Origin of the sequence: Azonexus sp. (genome assembly GCF_049652925.1) — a bacterium.
GTDB lineage: Bacteria > Pseudomonadota > Gammaproteobacteria > Burkholderiales > Rhodocyclaceae > Azonexus.
On record NZ_JBASFI010000040.1, the window covers coordinates 389,026 to 407,255 of the forward strand.

Genomic DNA, 18,230 nt, shown 5'->3' on the forward strand with positions numbered 1-18,230 from the left:
GCTGTACTCCCTTACTGGCTAGTTTCACGCTGGGCAACGCGCTTGCCGCCCAGATAGATGTATTCAACGAGCTTATTGGCCTGGCTCGGTGTGTATTCGGCCAGTAGGTTACCGTGTGAGCCATATACTTCGTAGGTCTTCACGCCGCCCTTGGTAACGGTGACGCGCTGATTCAGACCGTCGTAGGTATTCGCTACTTGATTGGCCGTTCCACAATTCACACAGCTAAGATTTGGTACACCATCGTAGGTATAGCTACTGCCCGCCCCGGCGAGGATGTCACCGTAAGCATCGTAGGTGTAGCTGCCAGTCCGGTTACCTGAGACGCTGGCCAGACGATTCTGGGCATCGTAGGTGTAGTAAAGGCTATTGGTCCCAAAGATTTGGCTGACCAGATTGCCCACCCCGTTGTATGCAATGCTGCCAGTGCCCCATGGGCCATTGACGGTCGTCAATCGGTTGATGGTGTCGTAACCCAGCGTCCGGTTGTAGTTGGCATCTGCACTGTCGGCAATCGCCGTCAGATTACCCGCGCCATCGTAGGTGTAGCCGCCATTGTTGTAGTACGTCGTTCCTAGTTGGGTCGCAAAACTGCTTGGCCACAGACGGCTGTTCTGTCCATAGGTGCTGATGGTGCCGTTGGCGTAGTTGAGCTGTTTGACCTGCCCGGACGGCCAGTAGCTTACTGCCGTAACGTATCCAGAGATCGCCGTCGGGCGGCCAAGCGCGTCAGGGCTAAATGTCACGCTACGTGCGGAGTACGGGTAGGTCACCGAAGCCAGTTGGTCCAGCGTGTTGTAGCCATAGCCGGTGGTCAGCGTAATGCCATCGATGACGATCGATTCGCTGGTGAGATTGTCGTTCGCGTCATAGATGTAGCTGCGACTGGAGGCCGTGGAAACCACAGTCTTCAACTTGTGCGTCTTGCTATAGGTTTGCGCGACGCTCGGCGTAGTGCCCGGATAGGTCACGGCTGTCAGGCGGTTCTGTCCGTCGTAGGTATAGGCACTTGTGCCAGACGTACCGATAGCACGCGTGGTCATGTTGCCCGCTGCATCGCGACCATAGGTTGTCGTCCCAGTCTCAGGATTGGTCACCGAGGTCAGATAATAATTGGCGTTGTAACCGTAGCTTCGCGTCAGACCGCCTTGGGTGATCGAAGTAACAAGCCCCTTGGAATTACGGCCTATTGCCACATTCGCCGAAGTGTCGGGCGCCGTAATAGACATCAAAAATTGCTGCGAGGGATCTCCGTATGAACGATAGGCATAGGTCGTTGCTTTGGCATTTTCATTGGTAACGGTTACATTGCCAGCCCCGTAACTCTTGGTTTGGGTGGTCGAGTCAGCATTTGTGATACGAACAACCCGGTTGAGAATGTCATATTGATAGCTAGTGCCAATCGTTGCGCCAGGGTTGGATTCAAATATTTTTCGGCCCAATACATCGTAACGATAGGTTCTAGCCACGCCACCCAAGGTAATGCTGACTGGACGCCCAAAACCGTCATAGGCTGTCGCTTCGACAAGAGCACCCCGAGTAGCCGATTTGCTGGTCGCCGAGTAAGCGATGCTGACCGCACTTCCGGTTGGGTAGCCAATGCTCGTTACCCGGTTCATCAGGTCGTAACCGAAAAGCCTGGTTTTCCCCTCCCCATTAGTTTCCGAGGTCACATTTCCGGCATCGCTAACCACTCGGCTGAGAGTAATGCTTTCTGGTTGGGTCTCCGTCTGCGGAATGCCTCGCTTGTAATTGCCATAGCTGTAGACAAGCCCTCGTGGCAAAGTTGCTGATGCAACATTGCCCTGAGCATCGTAGCCAAAACTTGTTAGCACTCCATCTCGATTGATCGAAACCAGGTTCCCGTTCGCATTAAATCCACGAACAATTGAGCTTCCTGTAAATGTTTCATTTTGAAGCTGATTTACGATCCATTTCGTCGTGTCGATATAGTACGAAAGCGAAGTTGACCGAGAGCCACCATTGGGCCCGGCTTCCACGACGAGAGTCGGGTTTCCATAGGCATCGAAGTTGTAATAATTCGTTACAAAATTTGCCCCATTGCGACTAATTGTTTTGGCGCCGAGGAATGGTGCATTTGATGTGGTGTCATACTTATTGGTGTAAGTAACAAAACGACTCATGGCCTCATTGGACATCAAACGCGGGTACCACACATACGATTCAGACTGAGACGAACCAACACTCTTCGTCGCAAGCAGCCCAACCTTCCAAAGCTCACCGTTCGCTACGCTCTGATAACCAAAATGGTTATATATAGTAGTTCCTGCAGGCGAAGACTCTGTTGTGGAGTCGTACACACCTACGGACTTTGAAGGGGCGTAGGAATAGTTCCAGGTTCCGCCATCACTCGACACTTTGCGTGTGACCGCTGCATATAGCCGCGCTCCTAAAACCCCCGTGCCATCAAAGTCGATGTAGGTGTAGGAATAATCTGCCCTGCCTCCCCATGGCGTAATGTAGTACGCCATTTTGTGATGCCCTGGCGTAGTAAGACTCGGTGAAACATAACCATATTGCCAAGCAGTCCCATCCGAACGAGTTACGCTGGACAGCACCGGCAAAAATGCTTCAAGCATGGAGTACCCATAGCTGACCGACTGACCCGAATTGGCCTGAATTTTGGAAATCTGCTTGGCTCCTAGCTGATTTGCCACGTTTGAATAAGAGAATGTGAGCAGCCTCCCATCGTTCGTCTGAACCGTCCCAATTTCAGGGCGCGTGGCATCCGGGTAGGTAATTGTGGCGTAGTTGCCATTCCTGTCTGTGATCTTTGTCGTCTGCCAGACATAGGCACCGTTAAACTCCCCCCATCCAGAGATATAGCGCCGCATTTCATATTGGATGCCATCGGGAGAGTAGACCGTCAGGTAGCCTGGCGCGCCATTGGTGCAAATAAGGCGCCAACTCTGTGGGCTCGTCAAAACATTATTGGCCTGCGGCGTACTTCCAGGATAAAACCATGTCTGCCTGGAGCCATCTGGTGCGATCCAGACCGGATTTTCGTTGGAGGTACCGGGGTTGGCGTTTTGACAAGTAGCACCGTTAAATCCCGTTGTAACCACCCGGCCAAAATGCAGATCCCAGCCGGGACTGATCTGAGTGTAGTGATCACTCGCCTTATCCAGCATCGCTGAGCTATAGGTTCGAAGAACCTTGAGGTCGAACTGCCCATTCCCGGGAATAAACAGATCCACATACTGGTGCTGAGCCGACCCATTGAACGGGTCGATGTGCTCCCAGTAGTTGTTGTTGACGTAGTTACGATTCGGATAGATTCCCGGATCATCGTAATATCCGCGCTGAATATCGGCAACTGCAATCCCAGACAGCAACTGCGCGACACAGATACAACCGATCAAGATTCTTTTCACTTCGCTCCCTCCTGTCGTAACGCCATCATTTTTTGACAGGCGACCTGAGCGTAGCCCTCCAACTTCGTGCAACGCCACCCAAATCACCCACCCGGGGAATACCAACAACATATTAGCCAGAAGATAACAAATAAAAATACGATTGTCATTAACGGCGTAAGCGTTTGGAATGCGGATGCACGCATGTACAGTCGCGTAGCTATTCCAATGCAATCAGCGATTGTGGTCTCTTTCTGCACGGACAGGCGGCATCGGTCGCCAGCATCGGCGTACCGGAAACATCGCTATAGAAATAGGTCGTCGTATCGGTTGCAGTGAAGGATGGTCAAGAGGCCAATGCTGACGATGACGACAAGCAACTTCATTAAAGTAGATCCTGGACTAGATCCTCTCCTGAATTTTGAATCAAACGGGTACCACCTTGGCTAAACTGCATCATCAGTGATTCGCCCTTCCTTACAATTTCTAGCAGGCACGACGGCATTGAAGTACAGCCGTAACGTCTAAAGCTAACTCATCGACAAAGGCCGTATCGGGCAATGTAGAAACCGTTGCAAGCTTCCGAATATGTTCTGGCAATTCATTCATTTTTAGTGGAGTCAGTGGTACAGCTATGGGTTCGTATGTATGCTTAGACTCACGCAAAGTGCGATGAACATCACGCCAGTCATACACAAAGAATCCACGCCGCGCCATTTCAATGAAATCGTCTGGACGTTTCATCGGCACAAGTAATCGAGCCTCTGAGATTTTAGGTAACTCGCACACTGCGGCCTCCACATCTTCAATAGGAAATGAAGAGTCGCTTAGCGCTGAAGTAGGTATAGGGCCTGCGCCTCCCGTAACAAAGGCCCCAAGATGCCCATTTCGATCAGCAGCAAGCCAGAGACAATCGAGCCCGTCAGGATATTCGCGTGTAGCCATGTTATTCACTCATCAGATTTAAATCGTGTCCCTGATGGAAAAGGACTACGGCCGTATGAAGCTTCACAGCGCTGACAGACAGGAACCTGCTCGCCCGTTCGCGGGCGCATAGCTTCCGTAAACCGAACATCGGCCTTATTTCCCCCTAACGCATCAACAACGTGATCCTCGGCACACTTGCCACCGCCACATGCTCGTGCAGCGACTTCGCCAGTCTTTACGTTATATCCACCAGTAACTGTCGCTGGCGCCTTGCCTTTTAAGGGAGCAAGAGATTCAGCTAAGGTGTCACGTGCTGCAGTTGCCTCCGTTTGCTTTGCTGCCCCAGCTGTTCCGCTTCCAATAGCACTACTAGTACTCCGGGCTGCAACTCCTGCGAACATCGGCCCAAGAATAGCACCATCCCCCGCTGCATCAAGGACACCTCCAATCCCTTGCCAATGCACCTGCCCAGAGGTGGCAACCTGCAACGCTGCGTTGAAGCCACCCGAAATCAATGCGCCACTGGCAGCCCATCCAAGAACAGGCAAAAATACTAAGAGCGGACTCCGCCCATCGGGATCGACGAACTTGTACGGATTATTGTTGGCGTAGGCATAGCGGTTGAAGCTATGCAGATCGTTTGGATTGACTTCCTTGGGATCTATCCCGGTAAAGCGTCCGAGCACCGAGTCGTAATAACGGGCTCCCATATAGGAGAGGCCTGTGTTGCCGTCGTACGGCTTACCAGCGAAGCCCACCTTGTTGTTGGCACTGGCCGCCGAGTTGGTCAGCTTCTCGCCGTAGGGTCGATAAGTTTCTTTCCACACGACCTGACCGCTAGCATTGGTCGCCAGCATCGGCGTGCCAGACACATCATTGTGAAAATAGGTGGTCATGTCCGTTGCGGCCACAGCCGAGGTGGCAATGACCGCACCGAGAAGAAGGGCGGCCGAACGCTTCAGCCAGCCAGTCATGACGTACTTGATCTGCATGTTCATCCCCTTACTGGCTGGTTTCGCGCTGGGCAACGCGCTTGCCGCCCAGGTGGATGTATTCAACAAGCTTGTTGGCCTGGCTCGGGGTGTATTCAGCCAGTAGATTACCGTGCGAACCATACACTTCGTAGGTCTTCACGCCGCCCTTGGTAACCGAGACGCGTTGATTCAGGCCGTCGTAGACATTCGCTACCTCGTTCGCCGTACTGCAATTCACGCAACGCAGGTTGGGAACGCCATCGTAGGTGTAGGCACTACCCGGCGCGGTCGCGATATCACCGTAGGCGTCATAGGTGTAGCTGCCACTCCGGTTGCCCGAAACGCTGGAAAGGCGATTCTGAGTATCGTAGGTGTAGTACAGGCTATTGCTTCCCAGGACCTGACTCACCAAATTCCCAACGCCGTTGTAAGCGATCGTGCCATTGCCCCACGGGCCAGTGACCGTCGTCAGGCGATTGATGGCGTCGTAGCCCAGCGTCCGGTTGTAGTTGGCATCGGCGCTGTCGGCAATCGCGGTCAGATTCCCTGTGCCGTCATAGGTGTAGGTACCGTTGTTGTAGTACGTCGCACCCAGTTGCGTAGCAAAGCTGCTCGGCCACAGACGACTGTTCTGGCCATAGGTGCTGATCGTTCCGTTGGCATAGTTGATTTGTTTCATTTGTCCGGAAGGCCAGTAGGCAATCGACGAGACATATCCGGAAACTACCGTCGGACGCCCCAGAACATCCGGGCTGAAGGTGACCGAACGACCTGAATACGGGTAAGTTATCGAGGCCATTTGATCCAGCGCGTTGTAGCCATAGCCGGTCGTCAGTGTGTAGCCATCGACCACGACCGATTCACTGGTCAGGTTGTCATTGGCGTCATAGACGTAGCTGCGCCCCGCCGCCGACGACACCACGCTCTTGAGCTTGTGGGTCTTGCTGTACGTATTGGCTACGCTCGGCGTAGTTCCCGGATAGACCACGGCAGTCAGTCGGTTTTGACCATCGTAGGTGTAGGTGCTAGTACCTGAGGTGCCCACCGCACGGCTGGTCATATTGCCGGCCGCATCACGCCCATAAGTCGTCGAGCCTGTTTCCGGGTTGGTCACCGAGGTCAGGTAGAAATTAGTGTTATAGCCGTAGGTACGGGTCAGACCGCCTTGAGTCATCGAAGTAACCAATCCCAGAAAATTTCTCCCAAGACTCAGCGCAGCATTAGTTCCAGCAGGAGGCGTAATCGCGGTCAGGTAGCGACTATCTGGATTGCCGAATGAAAGGTAGTCATACCGGGTCACCATACCCCGCTCATCCGTCACCTGAGCCGCATTGCCAGCCAGATAACTATTAGTGCGCGTGACGAGTGTCGCGCCACTGGCATCCAGTGCAGATTCAGTTTTGACGCGATCCAAAGCATCATAGGCATAACGCTTTCCTGCACTACTCGCCGCTCCCTGCCAGGGATTCGATTCGAATGTCAGGCGCCCGTTTGCGTCATAGGTATAACTACGAACTGTACGAGTTCCGGAGACGGGACCAATTTCCTGCTGTCGTGCCCGGCCAAAACCATCGTAGCTGGTAATTTCCGTGAGTTGGTCGCGCGTGGCCGTCCGCGATGCTGCTGCCCAGGCGATGGTCGTTGCACTGCCGACAGGGCGTGCTATACGCGTTTGGCGATTGAGCCCGTCGCAGGAATAGGAAGTTGTTTTTCCCTCACCATTGGTTTCAGACAACACGCATCCCGCACTACTGACGCTCCTTGAAATTGTCACACCTTCCGGCTGGCTTTCCTGACGGGCAACACCGCGGTAGTAATCGGCATAAGTTGTGGTGAACCCTCTCGGATTGACCATTGTTTTCATTGATCCGTCTGCATTCCAGGTAAACGAATTTGTTACACCAAAGCGGCTTTCCGACAGAAGGAAAGCACAACTGGAATCGTACGTGCGACTAATCGTGCCGCTACCCAACGAAGGCGTGCTAATTTGCTCGGTTCCGCCTTGGCGTAACGCCCAGTTTGTAGAGTTGGTGCAATAGGCTCTCGAAGTTGTCCTCGCTTGCCCATTACCTGTTTCAACCACGGTTTTGGGATTGCCGTAAATATCAAACGCGCTATAGGCAGAGGTGTAAGTCGATCCATCCCGAACCAGTTTCTGCTGAGACAACTGAGGTTGCGAGACACTACCGCAAGAGGCACCGGAATGAAGTGGAAATAGCGGATTCTTGTCCGAAATTAGAGCAGGACTCCAAGTATTGGTCTCCGTTTGAAGCGTAGCTCCACCAAGGGGAGCGATACTCTGGTTCAACGGAAGACCAATCTTCCAACAAGTCGACGAATCCCCTGAGTTATAGCCAAAATGTTGGGTAACGATCGATTTATCCGCAGTTGTTACCGTCGTCGTATCAATGTCGCCGACCTTTTTGGAGAGGGCATAAGCAAAATTCCACGTGCCACCATCGGACGTCGTTTTCTTGCTTAAGACGCGCATGAAATACACACCACCATCTCCTGGAGCAGTGGTGTAGGTGTATTCATAGCTGATGTTACCACCCCAAGGGTACGTTACAGATTTCAGATGCCCGGCCCCAGCACCTGCAGCATCCGTCGCGGCATAGACCTTGGTTGGAACTTGATACTGGAAGGCATAAGCGGTTCCATCAGTACGCGTTACTGATGTCAGCTGAAAATATTTTGAAGGACTGGTCCCTGGCGCTTTTTGTTCGCGCTGATAGGCATACGTCCACTTGCGCCCGTCATCAGCCGTAATTGAGTTAAGCAGCCAATCAGTGGAATACGCAAAGGTAAGTTTTCTGCCGTCAGAAGCCGTCACAGTACTGAGCAGGGGATATTTCGGCTCGGGATAGGGCAGCCCCGTCGGCGTTCGGATGTAGACCAACGTAATGTAGTTCCCGAACTTATCTGTGATTTTGCTAGGGTACATGTAGGCCTGCCCTGTAGGAGAGGCAGCACGATCGGTCGTAAGCTCATAACGCGTCCCATCAGGTGACGTCACAACAAAACCGGCATCTCCACTCCCAATACAGTCCAAACGCCACATCGTCATAGAGAGATAAGCAGGAACCGTCGTCACTCCTGTGGTGATACCCGCCAGATTGAGATTCGGCCGATAAAAAGTATGGGTTTCGCCACTTGCTGTTTCAAACGAATAGGTTGAGGTGTACATTCTGCTGCAAACACCGGTACCGACCATTCCTGCTTTCAGGCGTCCGAAATGGATATTCCAATTCAGGCCCATCGGCTCGTGCAGATCCGGAAGTCGAGGCGAGTAAGTGCGAATGACCTGAAGGTTGAATCCCCCATTTCCGGGAATGTCGACATCAACATGGTTTAACCGCAGTTGACCCGAGAACAGGTCAATTTTTTCACCGGGATGCTCAATCAGGACCTTTTGCGCGGCATGCGCCATAGGTGGAGGGGCATTGCTCACCAAATCGGCAGCCTGAACGCATGGAATTGCGATGGCTACTGCTATGCCCCAGCAAAAAAGGCCACGAATCATTTTCTTTCTCAACATTGCTCCCTCCGTTTTTTGCGCATAACACGTCCCTGATCATCCAAACATGCAAACCGGGATGAGACTATATCCAATATGCCAATGTCGTCAATGATTACGGTTGTTTTTACAATGATTGATGCCAAACCGCACCAATCATAAACAGGTGCCTAACACCTGTCATGATTCGTCATAAATTTCATGGATCGTGCAGCAGTTGGCTGCCTGCGCCGAGAAAAACGGCTCTTCGGATACTTGTGTGTTTGGTGGGTGTTTCAGGTATTTTTCTGAGCATTTGCCACCAAAACCGGATCGCTCAGAAAGCTGGCGCCCCATCCAAACTGAGGGGGCAGCTTTGTTCAGGCCGGATTCCTGGATTTTAAAGAGCAGCGCCACCAACGGACAAAGCGAACTTGGCAAGTGGCTTTGTATTTAGCGATATTCGGATTCTGGCGATAGCCCTGAAATAACAGTAGATGCCAAAAGACAGATCTTGGCCTTGGCACGGACATGTGTACGAAGGCAACTGACTGAAATATTCAGGCTGTCCAACGAGGTCCTACTGTGGAGAAAATTATTTCATCGTTAACAACGAAGGTTTCGGTCAACTGTGGCTCTAAAAGCCCTGGCTTATGAATAAATAACCAAATTTAGGATGACGCAAAACCCTTGGGGCTCCGCCCCATCCCCCGCGCTCGCCGCGAGGCAGGGGATGGGGTAAAAGCCCCCCACCCCTCCCTCTGAGCGTATATCGCTACGCACCATCAAGGCCTTTCGCGGCATAAACGGCCACCACCCCGCAAGCGGGTCCCCGCCATATATTCCACGGTGCCTTGACGCCGCTCCGCTCATCTCACTGAGTCTGGATCGTTCTTCCGAACCGATTCGATAAGCAAGCCGGTCGTTCTGGCCGTGCGCCGGGAAACGGCTTGTGCTATCGAATCGAAATCATCCTCGACTAAAAGCACCAGATGCTTGCCCCGCGTGATGGCTGTGTAAAGCCATTCACGGGTCACAAGTTGGGTTTTTTCGACGAGAATAATCACGACATCCGACGAACTGCCTTGGGCCTTGTGGCAGGTAATGGCATAAGCCAGCTCCACATCGGTCTCGGCATCCTCGGGGAGTTGGCGCGGCTCTGCTTCGCCATCAAAGTGAATCTGTATATTACATGGCGCGACGGCAGTTACCACGCCGAGCAGGCCGTTGAAGAGCCCATCTTTATATCGATTGGCAGTGATCACAACGGGGTCTCCGTTGGCAATGGCGGCCAGCGGCCCAAGCCGACGCGTCATCGTTTCGGGTGTGCGCCTGGCCTGCGACTCGGTCTCGTTGATCCCATCCACCGTCGCGCGCCGGGCAGCGACGACCATGAGTTCTCCCCGTGCCCGCAGCATTCGCTGCGCCGCTTCCCGGCGTGCCGGATCGAGACGATAGACCCCCTGGGATTCCCCCGCCCACGCCTTGAGGTCGGGTACCTGACCTTCCCGGATGAGTCCGGCAACTCGGGGAATCGCACTGTCTTCGGCCTGACGCAGCACCTTGGTCAGTCTGGCCACACGCGAACCTTCCGCGACCAGATCGTGAAAGACCTTACCAAAGCTGATCGGGAACAACTGACCGTCGTCGCCCGCCAACAGGATCCGTACGCCATCGGGGAGCAAACGCAGTATCCGGCGCAGAGTCGGCGTATCCATCATGCCGGCTTCATCGATGACCAACAGTGACTTGGCATCCAGGGTGACTTCGGGAGGCTGTCCGGTTCCATTCTCTGCGCTCTGCTGCTTCTCCAGCATGCCGATGAGTCGGGCCAGAGTGTAGGCAATCCGGGGACGCGAAGGGGTCGATGCGCCACGAGACAGTTGCAGGGCGGCCTTGCCGGCCAGCGCGCCCATGACGACGTTGCCGCCGATCTGCTCCCAGGACAGAGCCAGGACCTTCATGACCGTTGTTTTGCCGACACCGGCGCCGCCCTGCAGCACACCCAATGGCCGATGCAGCAGTTTGCCGACTGCCCCGCGTTGCTCGTCGGTCAGGGTCAGGCCGGTGGTCGACTCAGCCGCGAGGATCAGGCGCAATAATGATTCACCCGCCGGGATGGCGAGGCTGGGCGGATGCAGTTCGATTCGCTCGAACAAGGCCACCACCTGGTCCTCGATCCAGGCGGCGCCGGGGGCACGTAACAGCCCGTCGCGCTCGCGCAGGTTGCCGATGGCTTGCAGATGATCAAGGGCAGCGTCAGGATCGACATCGCGGTTTCTCAGCAAGGCTTTGATGCGGGCGATCGGCGCTGCCGAGTCGCCTTCGGCGATCAGTTCCCGCCAGACGGAGGCCATTGCCCCTTGCAGGCGTTCTGGGTGGGTTGGGAACTGGGTTTCTCCAGCCTGCCGGAGCAGGGAGCATCCGACTTGATCGGCGGTTTTCCAGGGAATCAGATGGGCAGGAAGGTAGGGATTGTGGAGTAGCCGGCCGATGGCCTCGGGACCTTGCATGAATCGCCAGAGCTGGTTGGCCACCCGCGTGTCGCGGATGCCCACTTTCTCAAGGAAGGTGAGGAATTCCATCTCATCGACCTTCGATTGGTCGCTGCTGTCCTTTTCAGTGAGCGCGGCATAGATCTGAGCGGCAATGCGCGCTGCCAGGGCCGGCTTGCCGGGTTCGATGACGTGCGCGACATCAGCGAGACGGGTGCTGTCGCGCAAGATCTCCGGCAGGTCATGCCCAAATGCAGTGGTGAGCCGCTGGGCGCGCATCGTCCCGATGTTGGGCAAGCGGTTGAGCCAAGGGGCCAGCAGTTCGCCCTTGGGAATATGGCGCTTCATGATGCGGCTGTCGACCTGGGTGGTGGTGATGCCCCGGCGATCGCGGTAATGTTGCCATTGTCCCTTCACCGCGAGGCAATCGCCTATAACTGGCAAGACTCCGTTGCCAACATAGCGCACCCGAACCTTCTTGCCGTCGTCCAGGCGGCCAGAGAAGATGCAGCCCCGTTCGAGTGAGGACAGGATGCGCTCGACAGTGACCACGTCGTCGAAGGCGAAACCGCCGCTCATTCGCGAATCTCGACATAGAGCCCGTCGTGCAGCGCGTCGATTTGGGCGCGCAGGCGCCGATTTTCGGCCTTGACTTGTTCCAGTTCGTGATTGATCTGTTGCAGGCGCTCCAGCAGTTCGGCCTGGGCTGCCTGGGCTTCGACGGCTGCCTGCGAGGCATTCCGGGATTGTTTGGCTTGCTGGGTCAGGCGTACCTTGATGGCTTTGTCATTGGCCGACTCGATGAGCCGTGACCCGATCGGCAGGATGTCCTGGCCCTCGGCCATCAGGTTAACCAGGTCGCAGAGCTCCTTGCGCTCGTAGAGATATTTTTCCTGCGTCTGTTTCAGGCCGATGGACTGGGCGATCGCCCGGACGTTTATCTTGCCATCGGGGGTCGTCGGCAGTGTCGGCGCCCGGCTGTCCGCCGGTTGTTCCAGATAGGCCTGCTCCTGCTCATTCAGGTAGGCCTCCAGGCGGAGTTTGATGTCGGGAATGACGCTGGGTCTCGGCATTACTTCGGTTTCCGCGGAATTGGGGTGATTTTGGAGGCGCCGGAAAGACGGAGCTGCTCCAGGAGAACCGCATTGTCCTGGCGCAGTTTCTCGGCTTCGGCACGGGCTTCATCGCGTTCTGCTTCCGCCTGCAGCAGGTCCAGTTCGGTCTTGACGTGGCTATCCTGCAAGGCGAGATAGCGGGTTTTCCAGTCCTCTGCGCGCTGAACAAAGGTCCGACGCACACGCATGCGGCCAACGGCTTCCTTCTTCTTGAGGGTATCGAGCCAGAGGCTGACACTCTCGCCGAGTGCTCTTTGCTTAGGCGAAAAGAAGGTGGTCGGGTTGATTTCCGCGCGCCGGGCGACCTCGTTCTTGGAAATGGCGCCACCATTGTGGGGGTAAATCCCCTTGTTGGCCTTCATTTCGGCCTCGATGGTGCGCATGGCCTCCTGGACGCGCTGAGCGATTTCTGCGGAACGCTTTTCGCCGCGTGCCTTGGCTGCTTCCTTATGCATGTCACTCATGCCATGGTCTCCAGGATAGATGCTACTGCAGGGTTTTCGCGCCATGCTGTGCTGATATCGTCAAATCGGCTGAGTTCTTCTGAGAGCTGATGGGCATAGTTCGCCGCGACCAGCAATTGGTTGTCTTCCTGTGCCCTGAAGGCATTGGCGATCAGAATGGGAATGACCTTATTGACCTCATCTCGAGCCGACGCTTTCTCAATACGATTCGTACAACCCGACTGGCAATTACCCGTATTTGCTTCGCCCCTTTTCTGTATGCATAGACCGGTCTCTCCAGGCGCTTTGGTACAAACAAGATGATCGTTGACAAGGCGGAAGCTACGCCCGTTGTTGGTCAGAATAACGCTCAGTTCGTAAGCTGAGTTTGCCCCCCAATCTTTCCCTGCCCGGTGGAGTTCTCCCTCATACCGCATCACCGTCTCGGTCATGAGGGGGGCTCCGCCGCCGCCATGGCCACCATAGGGCAGTTCATCCTGTCTGTGCAGGGCGGCATGCATATCCTCGATCAGTTCCTGGCAGTGCATGATTCGCAGTTCCCTTGCTACTTGCTCGATCTCTGCCGCCAGTGCTTTGTCGGTAAGGATGTAATGCAGAGTCATGGCAATGTCGCGATGTCCGAACAATCTCATCAGCACACGAGGACTACCTACGATGGCAATGCCTGCGAGTCGGGCTATGGTTTTGCGGAATCGGTGTGCATGCAAATTTTTACCGCCTGGTTTCGGAGTCTGGCCAAAGCGCGTGGCAAGCATCCGAAGGGCGCTGTTTGCCTCTTTGAGGACTTTTTCGGGGTCGTTGAAGTTCGAGTTTCCAAGCGAGGCCCAGAGATGATCATTTTTTTGATGGCGTTGTTGGCCTATCGCATCATCCCCTCTCGTGAGGCAGGCAATACGCTCCCAGGCCTCGACTAACCTGAATTGTTGTGCCAGAGAATCAACCAGTACTTCCGGTGCTGGCCACTCTCGCTCAACACCTCCCAGACGAGGATGTAGTTTGTAAGTCTTGCCATTTGCGTAGGGGTTTCCGTCGCGCGCCCATTCGATGCAGTCACGATCGAGTGTCATGACTTCGCCCAAGCGGCTGCCTAGAGCCAGCAAGGTGATCCATAGGTGTGCGCTTTGCAGTGTGACCGCAAGTGCCTGAAGGCTGGACCAGGTTCGAGGTGGCCATTCGCATAGATCCATTTTCGAAGGATCCTTGGACAGGTTCTTGCCATGACCAGTGCCATGTCTGAGCCAGAACGGTGGCGCCGTGATGATTTCGCCATTGCGATCTCGCCAAGTATGCTGGGCGAAGTAGCGCTTGAGGCGAGGTTGGAAGCGTTCTGCCCATTCGGCGCCAGGCGCTAAATCCTTGCTGAATTCGGGAATCGATTCGAAAAGGTGAAGAAGATTCGGACCGAGATCCCGTACCACCCACAGTACGCGTGGGCCCATTTCAGCCATGTAAGCATCCGGAATAGGGGGATATGGGACGTGCTCCTTTTCCGTGTATCGAGGCTGAGCCGCCCCTAGCGGAGAGGTTGTTTTGCCTTTGAAATCGATTTTAGTTGGAGCGTCAGTCCAGAGCCCTTGAGCTTGCAGCATGGACATGCGGTCAAGTTGAGCACGAAGGTAACGACCTGACCGAAATTCGTGCAGATATTCGGCTGTGAGTTGAGAGACAAATCCGTCGTGCGGTGTATCCGGACTTTTGAGCCGGTGCGCTATGCCGCGCGCGATGATTGCCGGAACGTCTCGATAAATTACAGTGGCAATAGTCAGTGGCTTCAAGGGTGTTCCGGCTCTTTCACCCCCGCGGGTCAAGCTTGCTGGCCCCAGGCGCATCAGTAAGGCGTAGCGGGTCAACTGTAGTACAGCCTCGTCGAGCAGAGTAGACAGAGCTGGTGAAGATTCAATACCTTCGGGTAGATAGTTAACAAGGCGTCGGCGTAAATCGATAACTCGAAAGGCATTGTGAGCGAATGGAGCCAGCTGACTCGGCGTTTCCCATACGCCGAAGGCGTCTCCATGTCCTAGCATTTGCTGGCAACGGACAGCATTGTCGGGGTCAAGCTGCTGCAGCGTCTCGACAGCAAAGAGGCGCAGGATTTCAGAAGGGGGGCTGGCATGATTGGTGGCAGCCAGCGGCACAAAAGGGTCATGGGCGTTCATACAGCCTCCGATAGTTCGGGCTCGGAGAAGAGTCCTGGGACACGATGCGTACCGGAAATAATGGCTTGTGCCCATTGTTGACGAGCCTCCGTCACCTTGTCGGGGCTGAACAAGGCGAGGATTGCCAGACCATTGTCCAGTTCGTCTTGGAAACTGGATTTGGCCCAGCCATCAACAGGCAGCCCCTGCTGAATAGCCAGCAATTCTTCGACACGCAACGCAATGCCCGGCATGGAGTCGGACATGACTACAGCGTGGGACTTGCATAGCAGGCATCGCTGTGGGCCGCACATCTGTTGGCTTTCCGATGCGGGCTGGATCGCGGAGGGCGGATGAAAAGGATCCTTGCAGGCAATGTTGATCCGGCTTCTTTGCAGCTTTCGATACTCCATTAACCGTTGCTCCATCTCCGGGGTCGGTTTGCCATGACGTTGCAGATGGGCCAAGATCGTAAGGTCAACCCGGCCGGCTTCCAGTTCTGCAAACAGGTGATTGAGGAAATTTCTGGCCGCTGCGTCATGCTCGGCGTTGAGAATGTTGCTGTCGACGTAGGTGACTGAGGTATTGACGTGTTTGTGCCGTAGCGCCCACATGACGGCCAAGATGTTGCCGCCGCTCTGGCGATATACGTATGCCGCAAACATGTCTCTGAAATCACTTGCAGTGACGGGGGGTATGGCTGGCTCCTTACGCGCAGACCGTTCAGCATTGAGCTGAAACAACACCGCAGAAAGATAAGGTCGTAGCTTTCCGTTGATGAGTAGTGGCGTTCTCAGCGTACGGTTCTCAAGCCAGCCAATTTCGCCGTATCGATCGACATAGAGCCAGATACTTCGGCAGCCAATTTCCAGTTGAGTCATTCGCTCGAACTCAGCCTCACGTACGGCTGTAGGAATGTCAGACAGAGTTGTCTCGGCATAACGAGCCCGTGCTTCGGCTAGCATCTCTCGCAACTGTTGCCGCAGCGGCGCCGTACGCTCAAGCCATGTCTTGATAATGAATCCCGGACCGGAACTGTTTTTCCAAAGACCGAAAATCATTTGTTCGGCGCCGCCGGCTCTCGCCTTGGTACCGACCAATTCATAGCTTTCAGGAGAGATTACAAAGCGCGCAGGATTTTTTGGGTGTGAACGTAGAATGGGTTGCGTGGCGTCCAGTGCAAGCAGGGTCGCAGGGTTCCAGCCCGAGCTGACGAGTGCTTGGTGGTAGGCTGCATCGACGTCAGAACGGGTTGGAAATGCGGTAGCACGCATCGTTATCAACTCAAGTGAGGTGCTTTTATAGAAGTTCGTTACGGATTTGCCGTCACGTAGTTCCTCGGCCGAGGGTAGTGTTTTCCCATATTTGGCCTGCATTTCGGCGAAATGACGGACGTGATGGTAGAACTGAACATCGTTTTCATCATCGGGTTCGATTGCCGACGCTCTAAATCGATCGGCTAATGCCCAGCGCTGGCGTACCTTGTCCCAGGCTTGCTTGAGCGCTATGCGCAGCGCTTTGGTTTGTTCGTCAGTCGGCAGGTGTCGCTTTGGCTCCGGATCCTCCGGGGCATTCCAATAGAGTCGTCTGGCGCCCAGCGCAGTGAGGGTCAAACCGGCGTAGCGGCGGAGTGTGTTGAACGTTGTCCGCCGCATACCGCTGCGGTGAGCTGCCTCGCGATGCATATCGGTCAATAGCCGCACGTCCTCGACGCGTGCCATGGCTTGGCCGGCATTTTTTGCAGCGGCCTCAACTGCGTCGAGTAGACGCCACCATGCGCGAAGGGATTTGATGGCTTCTAGGGCTGTTAATTCCGCAGTACCCAAAAGTTCTGCCTGTATGACTGGGGTCAGTTGGCGAATCAGCCTCGGGCGTCCGCTGAAAGGGCCGGACCAGAGCCCTGCTAAAATTGGCTTTTCCGATTGTCCTTCGGCAAATATGTGCAGGTCGATGAGGGTGTTTTCCCTTGGGTGTTGGGTCCAGAACCGTAGTGGATCGTCGGTATCCGGCGGTTCAAGCATCTCATGCGTCGCAAGCGCCACTCCTGCATGCTCTGGCAGGTGGTTTTTGTTATATCTGCGAATGCTCATTCCCCCGTCTCCTCATCCTCATCTAGCTGTTCCAGCCAGCGTTGATGGAGATTGAGATTGACACCCAGACGGTCGGACAACCATTGCAGGTAAATCATCGTGGTTTCGGTCGATACGTGCCGGAGTTGCGGCTGGATCTCCAAGCGGATAATAGAGAGGGCGTTATTCTGAAACGCATGAAGAGCAATCACGTCGTTGTTGGCTCGCTGGGCCAGTTCGAGAAGTTGCTGTTGTTGCTCAAGCCGTTGCCACAGAAGGGAACAAGCCCAGAAGTCGCGTGCCAGGTGAGGCGACCAACCTTTGGGGCGCTTAACACTGCGCCAGAGTTCATAAATGTCTGGGCCGGTGTACCGCTTTCCATCCTGTGGATTCAAAAACAGGTGCACCGTTTCATCCCGAATTTTTCGTTGTTCGGCAATGGATTTGCCTTGGCTGATAGCGATGGCAAGCGCTTTGGGTCTGACCTTCTCTCGGTACTCATGCAGTTTCAATGCGATAGGCATGGGAATCCTGATGGTGCCTACGGGGCCAATCTTGTCTCCGTGGTCTCTCCCATACTCTTTCCCTTTTGCACCGTAGCGAATGTCCACAAGGACTGCCTGCTGTTCCAAATTTGCATTGCGGTTCGCGATTTTCCATGCCGCAGGATCACGCGGTAGCGTGTCGACACGCCAGCAAGCGGCCTCTTCGCGTCGTACCGCAGTCTCGAGGATCGTTTCGCAGATTAGCTGCCCAACCTCACCCTTGCGCTCGTAGATACGTTGTAGCCAACTAAAAATGTCTTTATCCAGGGGAAAGCCGAGACGCCGCTTGTTTTCTCGGACTTTTCCCTTCCTGGCGTCGACAGCTCGAGGTAAATGCCCAGCGCTGCTCGTTGGGCTGCTTGCGACATAGGTTTTGCGTACCTTGGAAATATCAAAAGGGGGACGTAGTCCTTTGTCTGCCGCCCAACTCAAATATTCAGCGGCGACATCCACCCGGGAATTTATGGTTCTGGCAGCAAGAGCGGCGCCATCCCGTGACCAAATTCCTTTGAGCATTTCCCCTTGATAACGTCCGATCAGATCGCGTTTATATTCAGCTTGCAACGGATCCATGCAGCGTATCTCGCACCATTCGAGAAAATTTGCCAGCCGATCGGCATAGTTCTTCATGCTGAT

11 protein-coding genes are annotated in these 18,230 nt (G+C 54.8%); all 11 read right to left on the minus strand.

Going from position 1 to position 18,230, the window contains the following annotated elements; all coding sequences use genetic code 11:
* Positions 1-11: 11 nt before the first annotated feature.
* On the minus strand, positions 12-3,395 hold the full coding sequence (locus WBK19_RS20530) for a hypothetical protein (protein ID WP_511292926.1): 3,384 nt from the start codon (positions 3,393-3,395) through the stop codon (positions 12-14).
* Positions 3,396-3,860: 465 nt separating this feature from the next.
* Positions 3,861-4,319 carry a hypothetical protein gene (locus WBK19_RS20535; protein ID WP_511292927.1) on the minus strand — a complete coding sequence of 153 codons (459 nt, stop codon included), beginning with the start codon at positions 4,317-4,319 and terminating at the stop codon, positions 3,861-3,863.
* 5 nt (positions 4,320-4,324) lie between these two features.
* Positions 4,325-5,293 carry an RHS repeat domain-containing protein gene (locus WBK19_RS20540; RefSeq protein WP_511292928.1) on the minus strand — a complete coding sequence of 323 codons (969 nt, stop codon included), beginning with the start codon at positions 5,291-5,293 and terminating at the stop codon, positions 4,325-4,327.
* A 10-nt stretch (positions 5,294-5,303) separates the two neighbouring features.
* Positions 5,304-8,813: an RHS repeat domain-containing protein gene (locus WBK19_RS20545; protein ID WP_511292929.1), complete on the minus strand. Its 3,510-nt coding sequence runs from the start codon at positions 8,811-8,813 to the stop codon at positions 5,304-5,306.
* Between the two features lie 159 nt (positions 8,814-8,972).
* The gene (locus WBK19_RS20550) at positions 8,973-9,191 is read right to left on the minus strand and encodes a hypothetical protein (RefSeq protein WP_511292930.1); all 219 of its coding nucleotides are present in this window, start codon (positions 9,189-9,191) and stop codon (positions 8,973-8,975) included.
* Between the two features lie 449 nt (positions 9,192-9,640).
* The gene (locus tag WBK19_RS20555) at positions 9,641-11,845 is read right to left on the minus strand and encodes an AAA family ATPase (RefSeq protein ID WP_511292931.1); all 2,205 of its coding nucleotides are present in this window, start codon (positions 11,843-11,845) and stop codon (positions 9,641-9,643) included.
* Positions 11,842-12,339 carry a hypothetical protein gene (locus WBK19_RS20560; protein ID WP_511292932.1) on the minus strand — a complete coding sequence of 166 codons (498 nt, stop codon included), beginning with the start codon at positions 12,337-12,339 and terminating at the stop codon, positions 11,842-11,844. Before WBK19_RS20560 ends, WBK19_RS20555 begins: the two co-directional genes overlap by 4 nt.
* Positions 12,339-12,845 (minus strand): hypothetical protein, encoded by a 507-nt coding sequence (locus tag WBK19_RS20565; protein ID WP_511292933.1) that lies wholly within the window; start codon positions 12,843-12,845, stop codon positions 12,339-12,341. Before WBK19_RS20565 ends, WBK19_RS20560 begins: the two co-directional genes overlap by 1 nt.
* The gene (locus WBK19_RS20570; protein WP_511292934.1) at positions 12,842-15,001 is read right to left on the minus strand and encodes a hypothetical protein; all 2,160 of its coding nucleotides are present in this window, start codon (positions 14,999-15,001) and stop codon (positions 12,842-12,844) included. The genes WBK19_RS20565 and WBK19_RS20570 overlap by 4 nt, the downstream gene beginning before the upstream one ends.
* Positions 14,998-17,070 carry a hypothetical protein gene (locus tag WBK19_RS20575; protein WP_511292935.1) on the minus strand — a complete coding sequence of 691 codons (2,073 nt, stop codon included), beginning with the start codon at positions 17,068-17,070 and terminating at the stop codon, positions 14,998-15,000. The genes WBK19_RS20570 and WBK19_RS20575 overlap by 4 nt, the downstream gene beginning before the upstream one ends.
* A complete protein-coding gene (locus tag WBK19_RS20580) occupies positions 17,067-18,224 on the minus strand; it encodes a site-specific integrase (protein WP_511292936.1) in 1,158 nt (385 codons plus the stop codon). The genes WBK19_RS20575 and WBK19_RS20580 overlap by 4 nt, the downstream gene beginning before the upstream one ends.
* Positions 18,225-18,230: the final 6 nt, after the last annotated feature.